This window comes from Enterobacter cloacae complex sp. 2021EL-01169 (genome assembly GCF_020733125.1).
Taxonomy (GTDB): Bacteria; Pseudomonadota; Gammaproteobacteria; order Enterobacterales; family Enterobacteriaceae; genus Enterobacter; species Enterobacter roggenkampii.
Genome location: NZ_JAJFTC010000002.1, coordinates 598,851 through 623,464 on the forward strand (window position 1 = coordinate 598,851; position 24,614 = coordinate 623,464).

The following is a 24,614-nucleotide window of genomic DNA, read 5'->3' on the forward strand; positions in this document are numbered from 1 at the left end:
CTTCCTTAGTGCAAACCAAACACGTTAAGCATGGTGGAGAGCTTCACGCCCGTCTCGCGCCACTCGCCCACCGGGGAGGAGGCAGGCACAATGCCCGCACCGGCAAACAGGCGAACGGTATTTTCGCGAAGACGCGCGCAGCGGATGGTCACCACCCACTCGCCGTTGCCTTCGCTGTCGCACCAGCCAACGATGCCGCCGAACAGCTCGCGGTCGAACGGCTCCAGTTCGGCAATCAGCTCTTTCGCCGCCTGATGCGGGAAGCCGCTCAGCGCCGGGGTCGGGTGCAGCAGGCAGGCCAGCGTCAGGGCGTTCTCGTTTTCACGCGCCTCGCCTTCTACCGGCGTTGCCAGATGCCACAGCGTCGGCGTGGTAATCAGCTGAGGAGAATCAGGCATGCTGAGATGGTGGCTGCGCGGTGCCAGAATGGTCTTCATCGCCTGGGTGACCAGGTCGTGCTCGTGGCGGTCCTTTTCGGAGGCCAGCAGCTTGTTGCCCGCCTCGCGATCCAGCACATCGTCAGGCTGACGGCGCGCGGAGCCCGCCAGCGGAAGCGAGCTAAAGTGCGCCCCCTCTTTGCGCAGCAGCAGCTCCGGGCTGGCGCCCAGCAGCACCCCGCCGTCTTCCAGCGGCACGTGGAAGTTGAAGCTCGCCGGGTTCTGGGCGATCAGGCGCTCCATCAGAGCGCCGCTGTCCAGGCGTTTGTCGGTCGCGATATCAATCAGGCGCGACAGGACCACCTTGTTCACCTGCGGCGTGGCGGTCAGCGACGCGGCGCGAGCGACCATCTCTTCGAAGACGGGCTGCGGCGGGATCTCGGCGCGTTGTGCCACCTTCAGGGCCTGCGCGCCGGAAAAATAGCGTGCGGACTGCTGACGTGCGGGACGGGAAAAGGTCTCCCAGCGTTGCGGAATAAACAGCGACGAGGGCTTGCGGGTGTCGAACGGGATCGCCCCCACCATCACCGGGTGAGCAATACCGCTGGCTTTTGCCGTGCGGAAGGCCTGGGCTAATTTTTGCTGGAAGCGACCCGCCGGATCGTCACCGCCGACGGCGGGTTCACTGAAGCGGGCAAAGCAGCCGGACGTGGTAAAGCTGCGGTAAGGCGACATAAAGAAAAAACGGTCTGATTCCAGCGTGGTTGCGGCGTGCTGAACTTCCTCAGCCAGGGACGTATCCATATCATCCTCCTCAAAATGATAAAAGAAGCAATAATGATTATCATTTATATTTTCGTCGGCTAACCTAATCCCACATCGCTTCGCTGTCAACCGTCGGGCAAATAACTTGTGCGACAAAAGCTTGCATCCCGTTGCGGCAAATATGAAAATGAGAAGCATTATCTCCAACAAAAACAGGATCCCGTGCTGTGAAATTCCCTGCCGTTTTCCGTAATCCCCTGCTTTTATTATCACTTTTTGTTTTAGGACTTACCTCAGCCGCTGCCGCCGACTGGCCCCGTCAGGTGACCGACAGCCGTGGCGTTCACACGCTTGAGAGCAAACCGACGCGCATTGTCTCCACCAGCGTGACCTTAACCGGCTCCCTGTTGGCCATTGACGCACCGGTCGTCGCCAGCGGCGCGACCACGCCGAACAACCGCGTAGCGGATGGACAGGGTTTCCTGCGCCAGTGGGGCGATATCGCGAAGCAGCGCAAGGTTGCCCGGCTGTATATCGGCGAGCCGAGCGCTGAAGCGGTGGCCGCGCAAATGCCGGACCTGATTTTGATCAGCGCTACCGGCGGGGATTCCGCGCTGGCGCTGTACGATCAGCTTTCCGCCATTGCGCCGACGCTTATCATCAACTACGACGACAAGAGCTGGCAGGCGCTGCTGACCCAGCTGGGCGCGATCACCGGACACGAAAAGCAGGCCGCAGAGCGCATTGCCGCGTTTGATAAACAGCTCGCGCAGGTGAAACAGCAGATGACGCTGCCGCCGCAGTCGGTGAACGCCATCGTCTACACCGCCGCCGCGCATTCCGCCAACCTGTGGACCGCCGAATCGGCGCAGGGCAAACTGCTGCACCAGCTGGGCTTTACGCTGGCGGACCTGCCTGCCGGGTTGCAGACCTCAACAAGCCAGGGCAAGCGCCACGACATTATCCAACTGGGCGGTGAAAACCTGGCGACGGGACTGAACGGCGAAGGGCTGTTTGTGTTTGCCGGCGACGAGAAAGACGTGGCGGCGATTTACGCTAACCCGCTGCTGGCGCACCTGCCGTCGGTAAAAAACAAGCGCGTATGGGCGTTGGGAACCGAGACGTTCCGCCTGGATTATTACAGCGCGATGCTGGTGTTGCAGCGTTTGAATGCGATGTTTAAATAACAGGCACGTTCCCCGTAGGCCCGGTAAGCGCAGCGCCGCCGGGCGTTTTGTCGGGTGGCGGCTCCGCCTTACCCGACCTACAAGGTCACCACACTCTCCTGCCTGAACCGGCGCAATTCCACCAGCGCCACCAATAAGATCACACCAACCATTGCTAACACAAACCCGCTGCTGCTCGCCGACGCCGCCGGGGTCATTATTGCCCCCAGCCCGCCGAGGATCGCCGCGCCAATGGCATCGCCCGTGACGTTCTGCGCGGTCCACAGGCCGTTAATGCGCCCGAGCATTCCTTCCGGCGTCTGGGTCTGGATCAGGGTGTACTGCAGCAGCGAGCTGATGGCGCTCAGCCAGCCGAAGATCACCAGACACATCACCCCCAGCGCCCAGACCGGCATCAGGCTGAAGAAGCCAATGGCGATAAACGAGGCCAGCGTGGCAAGCAGCATAATCAACCCCGGCCGCGCGCTCTGGGCCAGGTTGCCGCTGGTGAGCGCCCCGCAGGCCGCACCGAGCGGAATGGCGGCGTAGAGAATGCCTATTTCCGAGGCGCTCATCTGCCACTTTCCCGACAGCGCCGGGTAGAGCACGCGCACCGCGCTCGCCATCGTCAGCAGGCCGCCGAGCAGCGCAATCCCGCCAATCAGCGGGTTGCTGAACAGGAAACGAATCGCGGCCATCAGGGACTTCAGCGGATGCTCGCGCGGCTGCGGCGGAGGTGGCAGCAGCGGCAGGCGCAGCAGCGTCAGCGTGGTGATAAACGTCCCCGCCGCGGCCAGGCCGTAGTTCCACGCCACGTTGCCGGTTGCCAGCAGCAGGCCGCCCACCATCGGCGAAATCACCGAGCCGAGGCGCACGGTGAGCATGGTGATCGCCCCCGCCTGCATCAGGTTCTCGCGCCCGACCAGCGCGGGCGTCGCCGCCAGCAGCGCCGTCACGCCTAACGAGGCGAAGAAGCCGTCCCACAGCCCGAGGGCATAAATGACCATCAGCGACGGCTCAGGGAGCATGGCGTTCAGACACAGCCCGATAAAGCCCACGCCGCAGGTGCCGCGCGCCAGCAGGATCAGCTTTTTACGCTCGTGGCGGTCCGCCAGCACGCCGCCGACCATCAGGCCGATAAACATCGCCCCGCCGGTTAAGGTGACGGATAGCCCTACCAGCCAGCTGGAGTGGGTCATCGTCTGGATCTGTACCGGCACGGCCACGCCGAGCAAACCGAGGGACAAAATGGAGATAAAGCGGGCAATAAACACGGCGCGATACGCCGGGTGCGTTTTAAGCAGGCTGAGGTTGAGCAGCCAGGATTTTTGATTCATGACAAAGCCTTGAGTGTAATTCTACCCATTCCATGGGCGCACATGCTAACATAGCCAAATAAGATAGATAACGATAATCACTATCATTATCAAATCATGGATGTTGCTATGTCGTTTTCCTCTTCTGCGGTGCGCGCCATTGCCGTGCCCGTATTATTGCTACTGCTAATCCTTGCGATTGCACTCAGCCTACTGGTCGGCGCTAAATCGCTGCCCGCGTCCGTTATTGTTGATGCTCTCTCCGGAACCTGTCAGAGCGCCGACTGCACCATCGTGCTCGACGCCCGCCTGCCCCGCACCCTTGCCGGGCTGCTGGCCGGCGGCGCGCTCGGCCTTGCCGGTGCCCTGATGCAAACCCTCACCCGCAACCCGCTGGCGGACCCCGGCATTCTCGGCGTGAACGCCGGCGCCAGCTTTGCCATCGTGCTGGGCGCGGCGCTGTTCGGCTTCACCTCTCCGTCTGAGCAGCTGGTAATGGCCTTCTGCGGCGCGCTGGCCGCCTCGCTGGTGGTCGCGTTTACCGGCAGCCAGGGCGGCGGACAGCTGAGCCCGGTACGCCTGACGCTGGCGGGCGTGGCGCTTGCCGCGGTGCTGGAAGGCTTGTCCAACGGCATCGCCCTGCTCAACCCGGACGTTTACGACCAGCTGCGCTTCTGGCAGGCCGGTTCGCTGGATATCCGCACTCTTGAAACGCTGAAAGTGGTGGCGATCCCGGTGATGATTGCCGCCGCCGTAGCGCTGTCGTTAAGCCGGGCGCTGAACAGCCTGAGCCTCGGCAGCGACACCGCCACCGCGCTCGGCAACCGCGTCGCGCGCACGCAGCTGATTGGCCTGTTGGCCATCACCGTGCTGTGCGGCAGCGCGACCGCCGTGGTCGGGCCGATCGCCTTTATCGGCCTGATGATGCCGCACATGGCGCGCTGGCTGGTGGGGGCGGATCACCGCTGGTCTCTGCCGGTCACGCTGCTAGCGACGCCTGCCCTGCTGCTGTTTGCCGACGTGCTGGGCCGCCTGCTGGTGCCGGGTGAACTGCGCGTCTCGGTGGTCAGCGCCTTTATCGGCGCGCCGGTGCTGATTTTCCTGGTGCGCCGTAAACGCGGAGGTGGCGCATGAGGGCCCCGTCCCGGCGTTTAGTCACCAGCGTCTCCCTGCTGGTCGTCGCCAGTCTGCTGCTGGCGGTCTGGAGCCTGCAAAGCGGTGCCGTAACGCTTGATTTCGCGCAGGTCTTTCACGCTCTCACCGGCAGCGCGCCGCGTAACATCACCATGGTGGTCACCGAATGGCGACTGCCGCGCGTGGCGATGGCAATCCTGGTCGGCGCGGCGCTCGGCGTCAGCGGCGCGATATTCCAGTCGTTGATGCGCAACCCGCTCGGCAGCCCGGACGTGATGGGCCTCAATACCGGGGCCTGGAGCGGCGTGCTGGTGGCGATGGTGCTGTTCGGCCAGCACCTGACGGCCATTACCTTCACGGCGATGGCGGGCGGCATTCTGACGTCGCTGGTTATCTGGCTGCTGGCCTGGCGCAACGGTATCGACACCTTCCGGCTGATCATTATCGGTATCGGCATCCGCGCGATGCTGATGGCGTTTAACACCTGGCTGCTGCTGCAGGCCTCGCTGGAAACGGCGCTTTCCGCCGGGCTGTGGTATGCAGGTTCTCTCAACGGCCTGACGTGGGGCAAAACCTGGCCCGCCGCGCCGCTGATTGTGCTGATGTTTATCGGCGCGCTGCTGCTGGTACGGCGCATGCGGCTGCTGGAGATGGGCGACGACAGCGCCTGCGCGCTGGGCGTGAGCGTCGAACGCTCGCGCCTGATGCTAATGCTGGTGGCGGTATTGCTGACCGCCGCCTCCACCGCCATCGCCGGGCCGATCTCGTTTATCGCCCTTGTCGCGCCGCATATCGCACGACGTCTAAGCGGGACGGCGCGCTGGGGATTAACTCAGGCGGCGCTGTGCGGCGCGCTGCTGCTACTGGCCGCCGATCTCTGCGCCCAGCGGCTGTTTATGCCTTACCAGCTTCCGGTGGGCGTGGTGACCGTCAGCCTCGGCGGGATTTACCTTATCGTTTTGCTCGTTCAGGAGTCACGCAAGAAATGACAGACACAACCACCCGCTTGCGCGGCGAACATCTCACCCTCGGCTACGGCAAAAAAATCGTTGCCCGAGACTTAACCGTTGCCATTCCGGACGGCCACTTCACCGCGATTATCGGCCCGAACAGCTGCGGAAAATCGACCCTGCTGCGCACGCTGAGCCGCCTGATGACGCCGGTGGAGGGGAGTGTCTTCCTGGACGGGGAGCAGATCCAGCGCTTCGCCAGCAAAGAGGTGGCCAGGCGCATCGGGCTGCTGGCGCAAAACGCCACCACGCCGGGAGACATCACGGTGCAGGAGCTGGTCTCACGCGGGCGCTACCCGCACCAGCCGCTGTTTACCCGCTGGCGCAAAGAGGACGACGAGGCGGTGAACCACGCGATGCAGGCGACGGGCATCACCGATCTCGCCCAGCAGAGCGTGGACACCCTTTCCGGCGGCCAGCGTCAGCGGGCGTGGATTGCGATGGTGCTGGCGCAGGAAACGTCGATCATGCTGCTGGACGAGCCGACAACCTGGCTGGACATCAGCCACCAGATTGACCTGCTGGAGCTGCTTAGCGAGCTGAACCGCACGCAGGGCTACACCCTGGCGGCGGTGCTGCACGATTTAAACCAGGCGTGCCGTTACGCCACGCACCTGATTGCCTTGCGCGACGGGGAGATTGTGGCCCAGGGCGCGCCGAAGGAGATTGTCACGCCGGAGCTGATCGCGCGGATCTACGGTATGCGCTGCATGATTATTGACGATCCGGTGGCGGGAACGCCGCTGGTGGTGCCGTTAGGTCGGCGGTAATTGCCGGGTGGCGGCTACGCCTTACCCGGCCTACGGGAGCCGAGTGTAGGCCGGGTAAGGCGTAGCCGCCACCCGGCGCTTTTGACGTTACCCCAAAATCTCCCTCAACACTGGCCCAATTTTCTCAAACGCCTGCGGTGAAATGATATCCACGTGGGCGCAATCCTGGCTGTACACCTCCAGTTCCCCCACCCACGGTGCCCAGGCGGCCTGCGGATCCATCATGCGCGTGCGTTCGGCAACAAACAGCGTTGCTTTACCGTCAAAGCGTGAACTGTGCGCCGTGGTGAGCAGCCGCACCGCATCGGCGTAGTTGCCTTCGATAGCGTTAAACAGCTCGCTGGAGCCCTGTCCCTGCTGGGCGGCGATAAACGCCTGCCGCTCGCGCTCGATTTCCGCCAGCACCGCCGGGTCGAGGCCGTTGGCCTCTTTCTCCGCCCAGTTCTGGGTTTCCGGCGGCCAGGTATCCAGAAGGCCGAGGAACGCCACCGCTTCCCCCTGCTCGCGCAGGCGGGCCGCAATGCCCTGCGCCAGCGTGCCGCCGAGGGAATAGCCGAACAGGTAATACGGCCCCTGCGGCTGCTGCTTACGCAACGTGTTCAGGTGATGGTCGATGACCCCATCGAGATCCGCGCACTGCTGCATCGGGCCGTCCGGACGCGGCGACTGAATGCCGACGATTGACCAGCGCGGGCTGAGGTAGCGCGCCAGGACGCTAAACTGCCAGGCAAAGCCGGACGCCGGATGGAAGCAGAACAGCGTCGGGCCGTCGCCCTCACGCAGCGGCAGAAGGGTTTCATATCCCAGACGCTGCGCCTGCTCGTCGCTCATTTGCGAGTCCAGCAGCGCGCTAAGCTTGCTCACCGTCGAGGCGACCATAATTTGCCCCGGCGTGACCTTGCGGTTGAACGCGCGGCTGAGCTGAGCCGCCAGACGCATCGCCAGCAGCGAGTGGCCGCCGAGGGCAAAGAAATCCGCCTCAATGTCGCTGATCTCACAGCCCAGCAGCGCGGCAAACGCCTGCGCCACGGCGATTTCAGTTTCGCTTTCCGGCGCGCGACCGGAGGTTTTACCGGTCAGCTCCGGCAGCGGCAGCGCCTTGCGGTCGAGCTTGCCGTTGGCGCTCAGCGGCAGCGCGCTGATTTGCAGCAGCACCACCGGCACCATATGCGGCGGCAGCTGGGCTTTGAGCGAGTCCAGCAGCGCGTCGCGGTCCAGCGGTAAGCCGGATTCAGAAACCACGTACCCCACCAGCTGGCGCGCATCGCCGCCCGTCGCCGCCGCCTGGTTGAACACGCAGGCGTGCGCCACGGCCTGGGCCACGTCCGGCAGCGACAGCATCGCCCGGTCGATTTCACCCAGCTCGATGCGCTGGCCGCGGATTTTGAGCTGGTCATCGCTGCGGCCCAGATATTCCACCGCGCCGTTATCCAGCCAGCGGGCAACGTCCCCGGTGCGGTACATCCGCTCGCCCGGCGCGAACGGGTCGGCGATAAAGCGGCTGGCGGTGAGATCGGGGCGTCCCAGATACCCCTGCGCCAGCTGAATGCCGGTGAGGTAGAGATCCCCCGCCACGCCGAACGGTACCGGGCGCATCATCGCATCCAGAATGCGCAGCCCCGTGTTCCACACCGGGAAGCCGATCGGCACGCTGTTGCCTTCCACCGCCGCCAGCTCGGGCCCAAACGCCGGATACCAGCTGACGTCCACCGCCGCTTCGGTCGGGCCGTAAAGGTTATGCAGCGGCACGTGCGTCAGCTGTTCCCACTCGCGGCACAGCGCCGTCGGCAGCGCTTCGCCGCTGCAGAACACCTGCTTAAGCGTTCTGCAGCAGTCGACGTTTTCCGGCGTCAGCGAGGCGACAAACGCCGCCAGCATCGACGGCACGAAGTGGGTAGTGGTCACGCCGTAGTGCATGAAGAAGCTCTGCATCGCCTGCGGATCGCGGTGCGCGTCCGGCTCCGCCATCACCAGCTTTGCCCCGGCGATAAACGGCCACCAGAACTCCCACACCGACACGTCAAAGCTGCACGGCGTTTTCTGCGCCACCACATCGTTCGCGCCCAGCGGATAATGGTCCTGCATCCACTTCAGGCGGTTAACGATGGCGGTATGGCCGACCATGACCCCTTTTGGACGCCCTGTCGAGCCGGAGGTAAAGATGATGTACGCCGTCTGCTCCGGCTTTGCCAGACGCAGCGGCTCAGCATCGGTGGCCGGTAAAAGTGTGTTGTAACTAAACGTCTCGACGGACAGATCGCTAAAACGCGGAAGCTGTTCGTCGGTGGTAATGAGCAGAGAGGGCTTCGCATCCTCCAGCATCATCCGCAGACGATCGTCCGGGTAACCGGTATCCAGCGGCAGCCAGGCGGCTCCCGCCTCCACAATGCCGTGCAAGGCTAACGTCAGGAATACCGAGCGCGGCAGGGCCACCGCCACGCTGTCGCCCGGCTTCACGCCGCGCGCGCGCAGCAGGTTTGCCAGCGCGACGACCTGCTCGCGCATCTGACGATAGCTGAGTTCAACGTGCGCATCCACCAGCGCCGGGGCATCCGGCGTTTTGCTCGCCTGTTCCGCCACCAGATCCGCGAGCGTGGTGGACGGCAGCGCCAGTCCGGTATCGTTGATGCGCGCGAGTTTTGCGTATTCCTGTTCTGAAACGGTTTCCACCTCGCCGCAGCGCAGGTCCGGGTTGGCCGCAAACTGCACCAGCATCGCGTTCAGGCGCGCGACGTGACGCGTCAGCGTCGCCTCATCGTAGCGCTGCTTATTGGCGAGGATCTCCATGCTCAGCCCGCCCTGCTCGTCCGGGAACAGCGCCAGCTCCAGATCGTTCACCGGGCCGGTCGCCAGCGTGTGGGTGATGGCCTCCACGCCGTCGATATCCAGCTGGTAGTCGAACACTTTAACGTTCAGCACCGGACCAAACAGCGCTTCATCGCCTGCGGCACGTCCGCTGTCGCGCACGATCTGCTCGGCGTCGTAGCGCTGGTGGCGGCGCATTTTTTTCAGCTGGTTCGCCAGGCGCAGCGCCAGCGAGGGCAGGCTCTCCTGGGGATCGATATTGACCGCCAGCGGCAGGACGTTAAGCACCGGCCCGGTCGAGGTGAGCGCCGCGGATCCCATCCGGCGCATAAAGATAAACCCGGCGGCGTAGTCCAGCCGTCCGGTGAGGCGCCCCAGCCACAGCGTCACCAGCGCAAGCGCCAGGTCGGTGCGCTGTACCTGCCCTGCCGCCTGTGCAAGCTGGCTGAAGGCGCGGCCGTCGGCGGTAATTTTCAGACGCAGAATGTCGGTCGTGGCGGCGCGGCCCGGCAGCGGCGCGGAGGAGAGCGAGACCGGAGAAGGCAGCTCTTTGCGCTGCCCGGCCCAGAAGGCGCCGTCGCGCCGGTACGCCTCGCTGTCGCGATAGCGCTGATACTCGTCCACCACCTCTGCAAATGGCGTAAACGGGGATTCCGGCGTGGGGTCGCCCTTTTTCCACGCGGCATAAATCGCGGCGATCTGGCGGGTAATGGCCGGGAAGCTGAAGCCATCCACCACAAGATGGTGATAACGCTGATACCAGTACCAGTGTTTTTCACCGACCTGAATCAGCTGATGGAAAGCGAGCGGCTGACCGCTGTCCACGCGCAGATCCTGACTGAGATCGGCGTCCATCAGCGCCACGGCGGCGGCGTGGGAATCAACGCGAACGATGGACGGTTCCGGCAAAATGACGGTGCCATCCACCCACTGCCATACCTCGCCGTTATCTTCGGCAAAGCGCATGCGCAGGGTATCGGCCTGCATCATGCCCGCGGCAACGGCTTTTGCCAGCAGCGGCGCATCGATATCGCCTTTCAGCTCGGTGTAGTGCGCCACGCTCCAGGCGTTTGGCAGCGTGGACAGCTGTTCCGCCATCCAGATCCCCGGCTGGGCGGCGACGAGAGGAAGACGGTTCATGCGTTCTCCCCCGCGAAATAAGACGGCTCAAGCGTCTGCCAGCGTTCCGCCAGCCACTGCTGGCACGCCTCCTGAGACTGTGCTTCGCACACCACGCCCCACCCTGCCGGCAGTTCGCACTGCTGTGGCCACAGGCTGTACTGCCCCTGGTCGTTTTGCAAAATGACGAACTGTCCCTGCGGATTATCGAAAGGATTGCTGAATTCCATACAGACTCCGTTAGTGAATAAGCGGCTGCCAGAGGGTGATAAGCCCCTGCGTCAGCCCACCGCGCCAGCAAAGCGCATCGTGTCCGCCGTCAACCTGACGCCAGATAACCGGTTGGTGTGTGTGCAGTTCGGCATAAATCGCCTGATTCGCGCGGAAGATGAGCGGCTCGTTGCGCCCGGCCTCAAGAAGGATGCGTAACCCGCGAGGGGATATTTCGCCGGTTTTAAGTTGTTCGATTAACAGCCCGTCCTGCTGGCCGCCGCGGTGTGGCCACCAGTAGGAGCCGGACTGGCTAAGCACGCAGCCAAAACGCTGCGGCCAGTGGAGGCCAGCATAAAGCGACGCGAGACCGCCAAAGCTCTGGCCAGCCACCACCGTACGGTCGGCGCGGTCGCTGAACAGCGCGTGTTTTTGGACAAGGGGGAGAAGTTCTTCCTGCACCGCCAGCCAGAAGTCGGGATTGCACGGCAGCTCGCGGTTGCGATGCGCCATGTCGATAACATCGATTAAGACGTAGACCGCAGGCGGTAATTTGCCTTCACGGGTGAGCGACGCCAGCGCAGGCCAGACCGGCATGCTTTCGGCCCAGAACTGCCCGTCGAGCAGCACCGCCAGCGGGCGTTCCGAGTCGTCGCTCCCGGTGGTGAAAATCCAGATGCGACGGCGATTTTTCAGGCGCGCGCTTTCCCACTCAATGCAGACTGGCGGCTGATACGGCGTATCGGGATGATTCCAGCCCGGCTGAACCGGTGCTTGCGGCATCTCCAGCGCCGAGACGGCGTGCCCACGCCCGCCGCGCCAGCTCTGCGGGTTCAGCGGGTCTGAAACCGCGTGCGGCAGCAGCTTGCGCCAGCCTTCACGCAGCGCCATGCGTTCCGGCTGCTCGCCTTCAAACACAACGCTGGCAAAATCGTTTTCATTCACGGAAGGGATAAAACAATAGCTTCCGCGCCACTCGGGGCTGAACTCGCCCTGCCACTGCCAGACGTCGGTATCGGGAATGCGTTCGAGGGACTGCGGGCGGGCATTTTGGTGGTGATCGGTCACGCCGGTGACGTAGAGCCAGACGCGTTTGATTGGTGACGTTCTTTGCGTTCCTGCCGGGTCACGCCACCAGAACGTGACGCGATAGTTTCCCTTTTCCGGCCTCCATTCAGGCCCGTTTTTCGACTGCCACCACGCTTCACTTCCCGTTGTTAACGCCGTCACCCTTATAACCTCATGTTTAACAGTCTTTTTTGTTTCAGAGCAAATTTTATTGATAATATTATTGATAACTATTTGCATTTGCAATAGCGTAGTGCCCGCGCTGTGGGAAGCGCTCATAAAACAACCACAAAAGCAGGACGTACAATGAATAAGAAGATTCACTCTCTGGCCTTGCTGGTCAATTTAGGGATTTATGGCGTCGCGCTGCCTGCTCTGGCAGACGACAACACCGCCTCTGCGCAGCACGAAGATACGATGGTGATCACCGCCGCCGAGCAGAATCTGCAGGCGCCGGGGGTATCGACCATCACCGCCGATGAGATCCGCAAAAACCCGCCCGCGCGCGACGTGGCGGAAATCATCCGCACCATGCCGGGCGTTAACCTGACCGGTAACTCCACCAGCGGCCAGCGCGGGAATAACCGTCAGATTGATATCCGCGGCATGGGGCCAGAAAACACCCTGATCCTGATCGACGGCAAGCCAGTGACCAGCCGTAACTCCATCCGTCTGGGCTGGCGCGGCGAGCGTGACACCCGCGGCGATACCGGCTGGGTGCCGCCGGAGATGATCGAGCGCATCGAAGTGATCCGCGGCCCGGCCGCCGCGCGCTACGGCAACGGCGCGGCAGGCGGCGTGGTGAACATCATCACCAAAAAATTCGACGACCAGTGGCACGGCTCCTGGAACACCTACCTGAATGCGCCTGAGCACAAGGATGAAGGTTCCACCAAACGCACCAACTTCAGCCTGAGCGGCCCGCTGGGCGGCGACTTCAGCTTCCGCATGTTCGGTAACCTGGACAAAACCCAGGCCGACGCGTGGGACATCAACCAGGGTCACCAGTCTGACCGTACCGGTGCCTACGCCGACACGCTGCCCGCGGGCCGCGAGGGTGTAGAAAATAAAGACATCAACGGCGTGGTGCGCTGGGACTTTGCGCCGATGCAGTCTCTGGAATTTGAGGCGGGCTACAGCCGTCAGAACAACCTCTACGCCGGTGATACCCAGAACACTAACAACGACAACAGCTCCAGCGGCCTGGTGAAAAAGAACTACGGTAAAGAGACCAACCGTATCTATCGCCAGAACTTCGCGGTGACCTGGAACGGCGGCTGGGATAACGGCATTACCACCAGCAACTGGGTGCAGTACGAGCACACCCGCAACTCCCGTCTGGGTGAAGGGCTGGCGGGCGGTACGGAAGGCTTGTTCAACAGCAATAAATTCACCGACACCGATCTGGCCGACGTGATGCTGCACAGCGAAATCAACCTGCCGATTGATTTCCTCGTTAACCAGAACCTGACGCTGGGTACCGAGTGGAACCAGCAGCGCATGAAAGATTCCACCTCCTTCACGCAAACCCTGCAGGGCGGCACCATTCCGGGCATGAGTAACGATCGCAGCCCGTACACGTCGGCAGAGATTTTCTCCCTGTTCGCCGAAAACAATATGGAGCTGACCGACAGCACCATGCTGACCCCTGCCCTGCGCTTCGACCACCACACCATCGTCGGCAACAACTGGAGCCCGTCCCTGAACCTGTCGCAGGGTCTGGGGGATGACTTCACGCTGAAGATGGGTATCGCCCGCGCCTATAAGGCGCCAAGCCTGTATCAGACGAACCCGAACTACCTGCTCTACAGCAAAGGTCAGGGCTGCTACGCCAGCTCCGACGGCGTAGGCTGCTACATGATGGGTAACGACGACCTTAAGGCCGAAACCAGCATCAACAAAGAGATTGGTCTGGAGTGGAAGCGCGACGGCTGGCTGGCGGGCGTGACCTGGTTCCGCAACGACTACCGCAACAAGATCGAAGCGGGCTACGCGCCGATCGGCCACACCTCATCTGGTAAAGTGCAGACGGATATCTACCAGTGGGAAAACGTGCCGAAAGCGGTGGTTGAAGGGCTGGAAGGCTCCCTGAACGTGCCGGTCAGCGACACCATTAACTGGACCAACAACATCACCTACATGCTGCAGAGCAAGAACAAGGAGACCGGCGACCGTCTGTCGATCATTCCGGAGTACACGCTGAACTCGACCCTGAGCTGGCAGGTTCATCAGGACGTGTCGCTCCAGTCGACCTTTACCTGGTACGGCAAGCAGCAGCCGAAGAAGTACAACTACAAAGGTCAGCCGGTGACCGGGTCTGAAAAAGACGAGGTCAGCCCGTACAGCATCGTTGGCCTGAGCGCGACCTGGGACATGACCAAAAACGTCAGCCTGACCGGCGGCGTGGATAACGTCTTCGACAAGCGCCAGTGGCGTGCGGGTAATGCCCAGACGACCGGGAACGCCACCACCGGCGCGTATATGTACGGCGCGGGGGCTTATACCTATAATGAGCCAGGCCGCACGTGGTATATGAGCGTGAATACGCGATTCTGATAAAGGCAACAACGCCGCCCTCTCCCTGTGGGAGAGGGCTGGGTGAGGGCATCAGGCCGCACTATTTATTGATAGAGGGGAAACCATGCACACCACCCACCGCACGTTCATTCTCGCCGGCCATACCGTACACCACGTCACCTTCGACCCAACCACCTTCACCGACGCCGATCTCCTCTGGCTCCCCCACCACGCTGAGCTTGCAAACGCCGGGCGCAAACGCAAAGCCGAGCATCTGGCAGGCCGCATCGCCGCCGCGCATGCCTTACCTGACCACACCGTGCCCGGCATCGGCCCCAGCGGAGAACCGCTCTGGCCGGAAGGCGTTTCAGGAAGCATCACCCACAGCGGCACGCAGGCGATGGCGGTTGTGGCATGCGACCATCCGGCGATTATCGGCATCGATTGCGAAACGATCCTCTCCGAGAATGAAGCTCAGGAAATAAAAGACGGCGTCATTGATGCCCAGGAAGAGCTCGTCCTTTCCTGCTCAGGTTTTCCGTTCCCCCTCGCCCTGACGCTGGCGTTTAGCGCCAAAGAGAGCCTGTTCAAAGCCCTCTTTCCGAAGGTACAGTCCTGGATGGGGTTTGACAGCACTCGCGTCACACAGCTCGACGATAAAACGCTTACCCTGGCATTAACCCTTCAACGCGCAGGATACGCCAAAGCCACCGCCTTCACCCTTCACTGGCGACAGCACGGCGAACAGGCGATCACCCTGCTGTAAGGCTCTCCTGCCGACGGGAATGCAGAGGCTCAACCCGACACCAAACATGCCTGAAAAAATGATCCCCATAACCCATTCTGTTTGATTCGGCTGTTATCTTTCAGGCATTCGGTGGAAACCGCGCAGAACAGGCCGGATGCGAGGGTATTTCAAATAATGCGTTAACGATAGGTCATAGTAAACGACGCCGTGGCGCTCACCGAGCCTGATCGAGCATTCGCAGAGGTCATATAATAAGCGGCCTTAAAGGGAATATTGACGATTTCTCCTGCCGAGGTCGTCGTGCCGTATTTAATAAGCTTGCCGAACTGCACGGGCGAATCGTTATATTTTAGCTGAATGCCCAAACCTGTAGCCGTCGAACTGCTGTTTAACCCCAAAACTCCGTTAACAGGATCGGCAAGCGGGCTGACATTATCCAACGTCACATTCACTGCGGTCTGTGCACTACAGATAAGCGGTATGGAAAATGTCACCTGATTCTGGGTGCTGCCGACGCCGTTAAACTTCGGTAATAGCGCAATTCCCATATTAATATTCAAATTTTTATCTTCAATCTGACAGGATGCAGTGCTTATATTCATCGGCGAAAATATATATTTAAAAAGCGGCAGGCGCATAATGTTATTACTTCTCGGAGTACTGTATTCCATATTTAGCGCCAGAGCGGGTATTGAGCCCGTCTCCGGGGTAGTGCTGGTTTTGATCAGCTCAAAAGTATCCGTGAACGTTGATACACCATCCTGGAGGATCCCTCGCCTCCAGTTCGGGTTATTGAGGTCCATTCTGGTGACAAATTCGCTACTTTGCGTGGTGCTGGAAAAGTTCTTCCACCGGATGCCAATGCCAGGAACCTCTGTCGCCCGCACGTTTGCCAGCGGCGAGGCGCCGTAATCCGTATTCGCCCCGGAGAGCTGAATAAACCACGAGCCATCGTATCCGATTTGCTGACCCTCAGGGTCACATTTTATGGGGTTACTGGTAATTATCGTTGCTAATACCGTTCCAACCGGCGCATCCCGCTGAACGACAATATTGTGATCGAAGTTGACCGCTACGTCGTTTGCAGAACACAGCGCAAAGGCATTCAGAGAGACAGCGCATCCCACGGCTGCCGTCGCGATTTTAAATACGGTGGACATGATATGTTCCTTCATTTCAGGCAAGGCGTAGGCCTTCTCTCGTAAAAGTAATAATACGTATTAACGCAATGAGAAATTTAACGACACGTCGCAGCGGTACGCTGAATTTTACCCGGTAAGGCGTTCAAGTTTATTTTGGCGCGACAGGTTTTCGCTCCCCACTGTACCGTTATGCTGTCACCGTCGTTCAGGCCGCTCATATAGACCTCTCCGTCGCTCCCGACAATGCTCATCGCATCGCTTCCGTTAAGCTTTACCATGGCCCCAAAGGGCACCGGCGAGTTCTGATACAGCAACGTTATCAGAGCCCGGAACCCCGTTCTCGCTTTGAACGTCGCGCGCACCACGGCACCGCGCGTAGGTACGACGTTGACTACGGATTCGTCCACATCCACGTCCGGCCCCAGCGAACCGATGTCTATCGCAATCCGGTTTTCCTGATAAGCGCTGGCATAGGGCACTACCGCATATCCGCGCCAGTCCGTTTTAACGCCAGGGTTATTGCGCACGCTCACGCCTGATGCGCCCTGCGCTTCTAGCAGCACAATGGTATCCCCCAGCGGCTGAGAGAACGTCACGCCATGCTCGTGGCCGACAATCCCCCCCTGCAGACCGAAGTTCAGCTGACTGTTCTGTCGGCTGTAGTTGTAGCCTGCGCTTACGGTACCGTAGCCGCCTTTATAGGTTCCGCTTAGGGAACTTCTCGATTCTCCGCCAGACGACGTATAGCCCTGCTGAACAAGGTAGCTCAGGTTATTATCAGAGAGTGCGGTGCCGCTCAGACCCACCAGGTGCGTCTCAGGACCGTTCTTTTGCATATTCACGCTATAGCTGGCCCAGCTTTGCGGCAGCCATTTGCTCAGCGGCACCTGTAAGTTAAAGGCTACAATCTGGTCCCTACGGTCTTTGCCCGGCGTTTCGCTGTAGGTGTAGCCGAGCGAGTAATTGATATCGCGAATACTGGTGTTAAAGCCGGTGCTGACGTTGCGCTCATAGCCCTGTCTGCCCCAGTAGTCCTGCTGGTATGCCGAAATATAAAAATTTCCCCAGCTTTGCAGCGACTGGCTGAGGTTGAGTTGCAGTCGGCTTCGCTTGTTGTAGCGCTGGCTGCTGAATTCATTCACCTCCTGGAAGGTATAAAAGCCTTCCGTGGAGTAGCGATAGCTTGCGAGCGTCACGGTGGTATCGGTCGTGGCCACCGTTTTTGAATACTGCACCCGATAGGACTGTCCCCGGCTGCGGCGATTTTTCTCCTCAACGAGCTGGCTTTCGGCAAGGGTAACGTCCGCCGATAGTGAGCCTATATCGCCAAAGCTGAGGCCGGAACCAAGCACGCCGGACGCATAGTTACTTGCCCCCAGGACGCCACCGTACAGCGTGAGATTATTGGAGAGGCCATAAGCCAACGTGCCCAGGCCAAATGTGGGCGTATGTGCCCCATGCTTCGTCGTTCGAAACTCGCCTGTGCTCAGCGCATACTTCACGCGGCCTTCCCGCAGCATGACGGGAACCGCGGAGAAAGGTTGCACGAAATGCTGGACGCTGCCGTCAGCTTCGGTGACGACAATATCCAGATCGCCGCTCGCTGACGTAGGATAAAGATCGCGAATGATAAAGCTGCCAGGCGCCACGTAGGTTTGATAAACCGTGTAGCCGTTTTGCTTCACGGTAACCGTGGCGTTGGTGCGGGCGATCCCCCGAATGATGGGGGCGAAGCCGCGCATGCTTTCCGGCAACATGGTGTCATCGGAAAAAATTTGGGCGCCGCGAAACATCACGCTGTCAAACACGTCGCCGGGGGTGCTGGTTTCCCCCACCTGAAACTGCCCTCTCAAAAACTGGACGTCGCGGCTCAGGGTCGTATTCAACGACGAAAACGACTGCTTTCCGTTGTTCTTCGTCACGGTGCTGTAGTTACGCAGGCGCCACGGTCCCGCATTAATACCGCTTTGCAGATTGGTGTAAAGCTGATCCTGCGCCTCACCGTCCCGGCTCCAGCTGCGCGAGCCGTTGATGCTGTAATTTACCAGCAGTGCAGAAATGCCCTGGTTCCAGCGCGACGGATCAACGGTGCCGCGTGCCCGCGCGTTAAGCGCCGATTGAGGGATAGAGATATCCAGTCTCTGCCTGTCAAAATCCAGCCGGGTGGAGGCATCCGGTATAAATGCGCCGGGATCGGTAATTATTGCCTCGGCAGGCAGCATGGATAATTCAGGAAATGCCTTGACCCTGACACCAAGTGATTCCAGCACGCTCCGGTTAAGCTCCGGCGCCAGCCCGACGCCGTTAACAGATACAAAAGAGATATTTTCCGTTCGGATATAATTTTCATTAAGCCATATTTCCACCCTGTAGGTGCCGGGTAACTGTTCTCCCCGCTCGAAGCGGCCCAGATCGATGCCCTGAGAAGTCGAGTGTGTTTTTTCAAGCGCATCGGCCATAAAATAGAGTTCGCCCGCAGCTGCGGGAAAAACGCCCGAAATAAAAATCGCTATCGTCGAGAGTCGACTTACGCGGTTAGGCCACGAGCCAGAGAAAAAACCATATCGAGAAAAAGGAACAGTATTCACTTTGCTTACCTGCGCGAGTGACATAGCGTATTGTTAATATTTTTTATTTCAGCATCTGGCGCTTTTCTGTCGTTACGCCACCAAAATCATTTATGGCTTTCCAGGCCACCTGCGTTCCACTGCCGGCCACCGTTGCGGAACTAAAGGGTGAAATCATCGGCGGCTGCGCAATCGTTTTATTGCCAATCGTTAATGAATAAAGAGAAACGTAGAACGGCGTTGGGTTATTAATCACCAGGTGTTCACCGCGCGTCTCAAACTTTAATTTCGTCCATGCTTCACCGGATTTTTCAGACGCCAGCGCCGCAGGGCGATAGAAAATTTTCATACGCGTCTTAACGGCAATAAGCAGCCGATTTTCATCTGACCGAGTCATTGAGGGAATAGACTTAACGTTTAGCCAAAAAACAGATTCGCGATTATCAGGCAGTGTTTTTTCACCGGTATAAATGATCCGCAGCGTATTTTCATGACCTCCGTCGAGGCGGAACAGGGGCGGCGTAACGATAAAAGAAACCTTCTCCTTCGAGTTTTCACCTAACTCAACCCATGACTGAATTAAATAGGGAACGGCATCCCGACTGTTACTCACTGGGAGTGAGGCTTCGCTTTCATTTCCATTATAAATTAAGCGTGTCCCCCCGACGGTTATGCTGGCCTGAACCGGTAGAGAGAGCAGGCAAACGCCTGATAACGCAATCGTTCGAATAAGTTGACTCATCATACGTTCCCAATATTTCAGCAAGAGACAACGGGGCGCACCTTAGGTACGCCCGGGATATTACTGATAGGTAATGGTAAAATCTGACGTCGCGTTTGCCGTACCCGCCACCACGGCAGCCTGCGTTGCCTTATATTTGGCCACGAAGGTCATCTTATTGCTGTTTGCGGCATCTTCGCCTGCGCTGGTGTCAAGGGTGATGCTCTTCGACTGGGTTGCCAGAGGGATCGCGGTAATGCCATCCTCTTCATAAAACGCAACGCCTACACCTTTCGCCGTTTGATCGCTGTTCAGCGCAAGAATACTGGTGTCAGAGCTGTCCGCAGTACCATCAAACTTAATAGATGCAGAGGTAACGGCCGCGGGGCAATTGTTCAACATAATGCTGAAGCGGGTTGCAGCAGCAACAGATCCGGCCGCGCTGAACGAGCTTTTAGGGATTTTCCCAAGGTTAACGGTCTGATTCGCCGTACTGGATTCAATCGTACAGGCCGAATCAAGGATTGTGCCGGTGAAATTAATTTTTCCATCGGCCGCCTGAGCGGCAAAGGTGATTCCACTCACGGCAGCGGCCGTCAGTACATTACGAATTACACGGGTAACTTTAGTTTGCATAGCTTTATCCTTAGGATTGAACATTATCTGCATTGACGTCATGTCAATGCAGGAACAGCGGAATAAGTCCGCTAAACCAGTTAATGTATTATTTATTGCCCAGTCAGGCTGATTTTAGACAAGGATGGTGATAAGCCTGAGTGGATAAAATAACGATGAGCTGTTTCATCTCTGAACTGCTTCCTAATGCAAGTCGCTTTCTTAAATAGTAGTTTTTATTAATGTCATCGCGGTCATTGCAACGATATTTCCCGGTCGACGCATCGTATAGCGTCATCAGAAAGTCCAGATGTTCTGGCGATAACTTTACAGATAACCTGTCGTAAATAACATCGGCTACTTCCCAGGGTTTTTCCGTTGCGGGGAGTTTCGCTGCGCGATCGCAAAGCGCCTTCAACTCTTTGATCGTCGTAACCAGCCAGAAGAGTTTTAAATAGCTATTGCCTGTGTTTTCTTCTGGTGAAATAAAATAGGTTCGTCGCGATAATCCTCTGGCCGCGAGCCGAGAATACAACCACCTTATGTTATCTGTTGTTTCATCAATTGCATCAATCAAAATGCAAGGCTTATCCAGGATCGTTGCACAGACGATAAACTCAAGGCGGTTATCAAAAAAGAATACCGCTTTGTCCGCTGAGGATAAGCCCTGAATGGCCTGCCTCATTGCAAAATTCCGAGTGAACACCAGTAGCGTCGTCAACGTTCATTCCTTTTTTTAATTCACATAACATGATTAAGATGAAGTTTTGACAACATATATGCGCTCTAAGCAAGACCTATCGATTACATAAGCTTTTCCATCAACCCTTGCAAAGGGATACCGCTCAAAGCCGACGGTATTAAACGCATTTTGAATTTTTTTAATCATGGACAGTAGATAAGATCTGGAGCACCGCAACCCATGATCTTCAAAAACATGTACGATGATGTCATTATCGTAGACAATTCCTTCATCCATTCCTGACAATAAATACTCAAACAATCTGGCTTTCGTTGTACCAAATCTTTTGATTCGGCCATTTTTGATATTAATTAGCGTGCGCGTTGTTGGCCTGTATTCCAGATGCTGGAAAATGGTGTATCCATACAGAAGTTCGTCAGAGACAAAAGGCACAACCACTCCTTAGGGGCTTATCGTTCTCATTTCTTTGACATCTCCTCCTCCGCACTGGGTAATCAGTGTTCGCCTGATTTGTAGAAGATGGTATTTGAATGAAGAAAATGTGACAATGAGACAGATTTATCAAGATAAAAAATCACAACTTCGACTCTATTAGAAATATTCAACCACTAACTTAACATTATTAAGTATAAAAACCCTTTTGATAAAAAAATGTATAAAGCCAACACTAATTTTTAACGAAATTATTACACAAGCATATTCATCCATTATAATTAACAAAACAGAACAAAAAACCAAACAATAAATAATCAATAAGTCAAATCAATAAGTTAGTAGAGTAAAGAAAAGGAATTAAACCTTTTCTTAATAGGGTTAATTTAAGATTATTCATGACAAAACTTTGAGTTTTAGTAAAACGCCCAATACAAAACATGAATTTTCTTTACAAAACTCTAACACCCTCTCGTGTGAATAATAAAAAAACCTATTAAAAATCAATTACATCATGAGATATCACACTCAGATCAATTTTTTTTGATGAAAATTAACATTATTCCGGCACATTCCTTCTTCCCTTCCCGTGATGAGTTCTGCCAGCAAACTCAAGAGATAAAAAAGGCAAGTGCCGATAGACACTTGCCTTATATTGCGCGTTTGTAAAAAGTAACTTACGTATCCGGGAACATCACGCTATTCCCCGGCGCTTCCCTGTGCAGATGGATAAAGTTCAGGTGCCGTTCATACTGGTCCAGAATATCCGTAATCACCTGCTCCTTGCTGTAGTCCATCAAATCATTCCCCTGGCTTCCTTCAAGCAGGAAGGTCTCCAGCCGGTAGTAGGTCGATTTCCCGCTGCGCGCCCGGTAGGTAAAGCCGGGGACCGAGTACTGCTGCGGCCAGATCTGGTAGACAAAGTTCTGCTCGTCGCCCATGTGCACCAGCAGATCCAGGTGCCCCAGGGTTTCACCCTCCTCTGGCGGCAGGTTTTTCAGCTCCACGTACGCACCGCGCAGCTTCAGTTCCTGCGCCACCTCTTCCATTGCCGGGAAGCAGACCGTCTCCATCATCTGTTTGGTGTAGCGCGTGCCCGGATAGTTCATCAGGCGCGACAGGCGTTTCTTCCAGCTCAGCCTGTCCTGCGCCCCCATCGGACGCGGTGCGGTATCGCGGCTGGCGCTGACGCGGCGGTAATCTTCCACCTTGAGCGATTTATACAGCCCGGCCATCACAAAGAAGATGACGAAGCTGAACGGCAGCCCCATGATCACCGTGGTGTTCTGTAGCGCCGAGATGCCGTTGGTCATCAGCATCCCAAGCGTCAGCAGGCCGATGGCGACGGACCAGAAGATGCGCAGCCAGTTCGGCGCGTCGCTGTTGATGTCTTTGAGCTTCGAAGTGAAGTTACCCAGCACCAGCGCGCCGGAATCCGCTGAGGTGACGTAAAACAGCAGGCCGGTAATGGTCGCCACGGAGGCGCTAAAGGTGAACGCCGGGTACTGCGCCAGCAGGCTGTAGAAGCCGCGCTCCGGGTGCGCCATCGCTTCCTGCGCAAAGGTCGCGTTGCCGTGGATAATCTCATGCAGCGCGCTGTTGCCGAACACCGACAGCCACAGCAGGGTAAAGGTGAACGGGATAATCAGCGTGCCCATCACAAACTGGCGGATGGTGCGCCCGCGCGAAATACGCGCCAGGAACAGGCCGACAAACGGCGACCATGCGACCCACCACGCCCAGAAGAACAGCGTCCAGTTGTTCATCCACTCCACCGGACGGTCAAAGGCGAAGCTGTTCAGCGTCATGCCCATAAAGCGGTTCACGTAGTCGCCCACGTTCAGCACTAAGGCATTGAGCAGGAACGAGGTGTCGCCCATAAACAGCACGAACAGGATGAGGCCCAGCGCCAGCGCCACGTTCAGTTCGGAGAGCACGCGGATGCCTTTATCGACGCCTGACGTCACCGAAATGGTGGCAATAATGACGGAGAGCGCAATCAGCGCCGCTTTCGCCGCCATCGAATCCGGAATATCAAACAGCACGCTCAGCCCGTAGTTGAGCTGCACCACGCCAATCCCGAGCGTGGTCGCGATACCGAAAATGGTGCCGATCACCGCCGCAATGTCGACGCTGTGGCCAATCGGGCCGTTGATCTTTTTACCGAAAATCGGGTACAGCGCGGAGCGGATGGTGAGGGGCAAATTATAACGATAGCTAAAGTATCCCAGCGCCATCCCCATCAGGGCGTACATTGACCAGCCGGTCAGGCCGTAGTGGAACAGCGTCCAGACCATCGCCTGGCGCGCGGCCTCCATTGTCTGCCCTGCCCCTTCCGGGGGCTGCATATACTGCGTGACCGGTTCGGCCACGGAGAAGAACATCAGGTCGATGCCGATGCCCGCGGCAAACAGCATCGCGGCCCAGCTCAGCAGGCTGAACTCGGGCTTGGACTGCTCTGGCCCGAGCTTCACGGAGCCGAAGCGCGAGCAGGCAATGCAGACCACAAAGACGATGTAGAGCGTGGCCGCCAGCAGGTAGTACCAGCCGAAGGTCTTCGATACCCAGTTCAGGGTGCGCCCAATCCACTCGGCAGAAAAATCGCGAAAGAAGATCGTTGTCAGGGAAAACAACAAAATCAGCCCGGCGGACGTATAAAAAACGACCGGGTTGATTTTGTCTTTTTCTCTGTCCTGTGAAAGGTCTGTCATCCAGTATCCTCACTGTTTTTGTAACTATTAAAATCCAAATCCGCAACAATTAAGACACATTTTATATTGAACGTCCAATCAAAAACCGCTTTAATGGTTAACCAACGCTGATGAATGGAGTGGCAAAAATGCCCAAAGTGGGGATGCAGCCGATCCGGCGCAGGCAGCTTATCGACGCCACGCTGGAAGCAATAAATGAAGTGGGAATGCACGACGCGACGATCGCTCAGATCGCCCGTCGGGCAGGCGTTTCCACGGGGATCATCAGTCACTATTTCAAAGACAAAAACGGCCTGCTGGAAGCGACCATGCGCGACATCACCGGCCAGCTGCGCGATGCGGTATTAAGCCGCCTGCACGCCCTGCCGAACGGCAGCGCGGAGCAGCGTCTGCAGGCGATTGTCGGCGGTAACTTTGATGAAACCCAGGTGAGCAGCGCGGCGATGAAGGCCTGGCTGGCCTTCTGGGCAAGCAGCATGCACCAGCCGATGCTCTACCGCCTGCAGCAGGTGAGCAGCCGCCGCCTGCTGTCGAACCTGGTGTACGAGTTCCGCCGCGAGCTTCCGCGCGAGCAGGCCCAGGAGGCGGGCTACGGGCTGGCGGCGCTGATCGACGGGCTGTGGCTGCGCGCCGCGCTGAGCGGCAAGCCGCTGGATAAGACCCTGGCGCAGTCGCTCACCAGCCACTTTATCAGCCAGCATTTACCGACCGACTAACC

At 58.3% G+C, this 24,614-nt stretch carries 19 protein-coding genes and 1 pseudogene; 7 read left to right on the plus strand and 13 right to left on the minus strand.

The genetic code is table 11. The features are described from left to right. Positions 1–5: 5 nt before the first annotated feature. Positions 6–1,181 (minus strand): isochorismate synthase EntC, encoded by a 1,176-nt coding sequence (gene entC, locus LLF79_RS09285; RefSeq protein WP_058653589.1) that lies wholly within the window; start codon positions 1,179–1,181, stop codon positions 6–8. A gap of 188 nt (positions 1,182–1,369) precedes the next feature. Here entC and fepB point away from each other — a divergent pair, with 188 nt between their 5' ends. Next, the gene (gene fepB, locus LLF79_RS09290) at positions 1,370–2,329 is read left to right on the plus strand and encodes a Fe2+-enterobactin ABC transporter substrate-binding protein (protein ID WP_227879408.1); all 960 of its coding nucleotides are present in this window, start codon (positions 1,370–1,372) and stop codon (positions 2,327–2,329) included. Positions 2,330–2,406: 77 nt separating this feature from the next. On the opposite strand, the gene entS is transcribed toward fepB, so the two are convergent. Further along, positions 2,407–3,645 carry an enterobactin transporter EntS gene (gene entS / locus LLF79_RS09295; RefSeq protein WP_227879409.1) on the minus strand — a complete coding sequence of 413 codons (1,239 nt, stop codon included), beginning with the start codon at positions 3,643–3,645 and terminating at the stop codon, positions 2,407–2,409. A 108-nt stretch (positions 3,646–3,753) separates the two neighbouring features. On the opposite strand from entS, the gene fepD reads away from it, so the two are divergent. From fepD to fepC, 3 genes are read left to right on the plus strand one after another with little or no spacing between them, the layout of a single operon-like run. Next, positions 3,754–4,758 carry a Fe(3+)-siderophore ABC transporter permease gene (gene fepD, locus LLF79_RS09300; RefSeq protein WP_045407845.1) on the plus strand — a complete coding sequence of 335 codons (1,005 nt, stop codon included), beginning with the start codon at positions 3,754–3,756 and terminating at the stop codon, positions 4,756–4,758. Next, complete coding sequence (fepG, locus tag LLF79_RS09305; RefSeq protein ID WP_032656144.1) at positions 4,755–5,747, plus strand: iron-enterobactin ABC transporter permease; 993 nt, start codon at positions 4,755–4,757, stop codon at positions 5,745–5,747. The genes fepD and fepG overlap by 4 nt, the downstream gene beginning before the upstream one ends. Then, positions 5,744–6,538, plus strand: a complete 795-nt coding sequence (fepC, locus tag LLF79_RS09310; RefSeq protein WP_227879410.1) for an iron-enterobactin ABC transporter ATP-binding protein — start codon at positions 5,744–5,746, stop codon at positions 6,536–6,538. Before fepG ends, fepC begins: the two co-directional genes overlap by 4 nt. Before the next feature lie 87 nt (positions 6,539–6,625). On the opposite strand, the gene entF is transcribed toward fepC, so the two are convergent. The 3 genes from entF to fes are packed head-to-tail and all read right to left on the minus strand — an operon-like array spanning position 6,626 to position 11,902. After that, positions 6,626–10,483, minus strand: a complete 3,858-nt coding sequence (gene entF, locus LLF79_RS09315; RefSeq protein ID WP_227879411.1) for an enterobactin non-ribosomal peptide synthetase EntF — start codon at positions 10,481–10,483, stop codon at positions 6,626–6,628. Further along, complete coding sequence (locus tag LLF79_RS09320) at positions 10,480–10,692, minus strand: MbtH family NRPS accessory protein (protein ID WP_227879412.1); 213 nt, start codon at positions 10,690–10,692, stop codon at positions 10,480–10,482. The genes entF and LLF79_RS09320 overlap by 4 nt, the downstream gene beginning before the upstream one ends. 10 nt (positions 10,693–10,702) lie before the next feature. Continuing rightward, positions 10,703–11,902, minus strand: coding sequence for an enterochelin esterase (gene fes / locus LLF79_RS09325; RefSeq protein WP_227879413.1), 1,200 nt, complete (start codon positions 11,900–11,902; stop codon positions 10,703–10,705). Between the two features lie 144 nt (positions 11,903–12,046). Between fes and LLF79_RS09330 the strand changes: the two genes are divergently transcribed. Then, positions 12,047–14,296: a TonB-dependent siderophore receptor gene (locus LLF79_RS09330; RefSeq protein WP_227879414.1), complete on the plus strand. Its 2,250-nt coding sequence runs from the start codon at positions 12,047–12,049 to the stop codon at positions 14,294–14,296. Positions 14,297–14,381: 85 nt separating this feature from the next. Then, positions 14,382–15,023 carry an enterobactin synthase subunit EntD gene (gene entD, locus LLF79_RS09335; protein WP_227879415.1) on the plus strand — a complete coding sequence of 214 codons (642 nt, stop codon included), beginning with the start codon at positions 14,382–14,384 and terminating at the stop codon, positions 15,021–15,023. A 12-nt stretch (positions 15,024–15,035) separates the two neighbouring features. On the opposite strand, the pseudogene LLF79_RS27040 reads toward entD, so the two are convergent. The 8 genes and pseudogenes from LLF79_RS27040 to betT form a co-directional block, all read right to left on the minus strand. Continuing rightward, positions 15,036–15,160, minus strand: a pseudogene (locus tag LLF79_RS27040) (metal ABC transporter permease); the annotation flags it as partial. 24 nt (positions 15,161–15,184) lie between these two features. Further along, complete coding sequence (locus LLF79_RS09340) at positions 15,185–16,165, minus strand: fimbrial protein (RefSeq protein ID WP_227879416.1); 981 nt, start codon at positions 16,163–16,165, stop codon at positions 15,185–15,187. A gap of 77 nt (positions 16,166–16,242) precedes the next feature. Continuing rightward, positions 16,243–18,606, minus strand: a complete 2,364-nt coding sequence (locus tag LLF79_RS09345; protein ID WP_046092251.1) for a fimbria/pilus outer membrane usher protein — start codon at positions 18,604–18,606, stop codon at positions 16,243–16,245. A 172-nt stretch (positions 18,607–18,778) separates the two neighbouring features. Beyond that, positions 18,779–19,459 (minus strand): molecular chaperone, encoded by a 681-nt coding sequence (locus LLF79_RS09350; protein WP_063929721.1) that lies wholly within the window; start codon positions 19,457–19,459, stop codon positions 18,779–18,781. A gap of 57 nt (positions 19,460–19,516) precedes the next feature. Continuing rightward, positions 19,517–20,071, minus strand: coding sequence for a fimbrial protein (locus LLF79_RS09355; RefSeq protein ID WP_025912686.1), 555 nt, complete (start codon positions 20,069–20,071; stop codon positions 19,517–19,519). Between the two features lie 103 nt (positions 20,072–20,174). Beyond that, entirely contained in the window at positions 20,175–20,771 is a 597-nt protein-coding gene (locus LLF79_RS09360) for a hypothetical protein (RefSeq protein WP_025912685.1), read from the minus strand. 33 nt (positions 20,772–20,804) lie between these two features. Next, positions 20,805–21,185 (minus strand): hypothetical protein, encoded by a 381-nt coding sequence (locus LLF79_RS09365; protein WP_025912684.1) that lies wholly within the window; start codon positions 21,183–21,185, stop codon positions 20,805–20,807. 677 nt (positions 21,186–21,862) lie between these two features. Next, positions 21,863–23,896, minus strand: coding sequence for a choline BCCT transporter BetT (betT, locus tag LLF79_RS09370; protein ID WP_045335450.1), 2,034 nt, complete (start codon positions 23,894–23,896; stop codon positions 21,863–21,865). 128 nt (positions 23,897–24,024) lie between these two features. On the opposite strand from betT, the gene betI reads away from it, so the two are divergent. Then, the gene (gene betI, locus LLF79_RS09375; protein ID WP_008500977.1) at positions 24,025–24,612 is read left to right on the plus strand and encodes a transcriptional regulator BetI; all 588 of its coding nucleotides are present in this window, start codon (positions 24,025–24,027) and stop codon (positions 24,610–24,612) included. The last annotated feature ends 2 nt before the right edge of the window (positions 24,613–24,614 follow it).

What these genes read in the sequence shown, in the direction of transcription:
- entC (WP_058653589.1), bottom strand. Translation starts at nt 1,181, where the DNA reads ATGGATACGTCCCTGGCTGAGGAAGTTCAGCACGCCGCAACCACGCTG.
- entS (WP_227879409.1), bottom strand. Translation starts at nt 3,645, where the DNA reads ATGAATCAAAAATCCTGGCTGCTCAACCTCAGCCTGCTTAAAACGCAC.
- fepD (WP_045407845.1), top strand. Translation starts at nt 3,754, where the DNA reads ATGTCGTTTTCCTCTTCTGCGGTGCGCGCCATTGCCGTGCCCGTATTA.
- fepG (WP_032656144.1), top strand. Translation starts at nt 4,755, where the DNA reads ATGAGGGCCCCGTCCCGGCGTTTAGTCACCAGCGTCTCCCTGCTGGTC.
- fepC (WP_227879410.1), top strand. Translation starts at nt 5,744, where the DNA reads ATGACAGACACAACCACCCGCTTGCGCGGCGAACATCTCACCCTCGGC.
- entF (WP_227879411.1), bottom strand. Translation starts at nt 10,483, where the DNA reads ATGAACCGTCTTCCTCTCGTCGCCGCCCAGCCGGGGATCTGGATGGCG.
- LLF79_RS09320 (WP_227879412.1), bottom strand. Translation starts at nt 10,692, where the DNA reads ATGGAATTCAGCAATCCTTTCGATAATCCGCAGGGACAGTTCGTCATT.
- LLF79_RS09330 (WP_227879414.1), top strand. Translation starts at nt 12,047, where the DNA reads ATGAATAAGAAGATTCACTCTCTGGCCTTGCTGGTCAATTTAGGGATT.
- entD (WP_227879415.1), top strand. Translation starts at nt 14,382, where the DNA reads ATGCACACCACCCACCGCACGTTCATTCTCGCCGGCCATACCGTACAC.
- LLF79_RS09340 (WP_227879416.1), bottom strand. Translation starts at nt 16,165, where the DNA reads ATGTCCACCGTATTTAAAATCGCGACGGCAGCCGTGGGATGCGCTGTC.
- LLF79_RS09345 (WP_046092251.1), bottom strand. Translation starts at nt 18,606, where the DNA reads ATGGCCGATGCGCTTGAAAAAACACACTCGACTTCTCAGGGCATCGAT.
- LLF79_RS09350 (WP_063929721.1), bottom strand. Translation starts at nt 19,459, where the DNA reads ATGATGAGTCAACTTATTCGAACGATTGCGTTATCAGGCGTTTGCCTG.
- LLF79_RS09355 (WP_025912686.1), bottom strand. Translation starts at nt 20,071, where the DNA reads ATGCAAACTAAAGTTACCCGTGTAATTCGTAATGTACTGACGGCCGCT.
- betT (WP_045335450.1), bottom strand. Translation starts at nt 23,896, where the DNA reads ATGACAGACCTTTCACAGGACAGAGAAAAAGACAAAATCAACCCGGTC.
- betI (WP_008500977.1), top strand. Translation starts at nt 24,025, where the DNA reads ATGCCCAAAGTGGGGATGCAGCCGATCCGGCGCAGGCAGCTTATCGAC.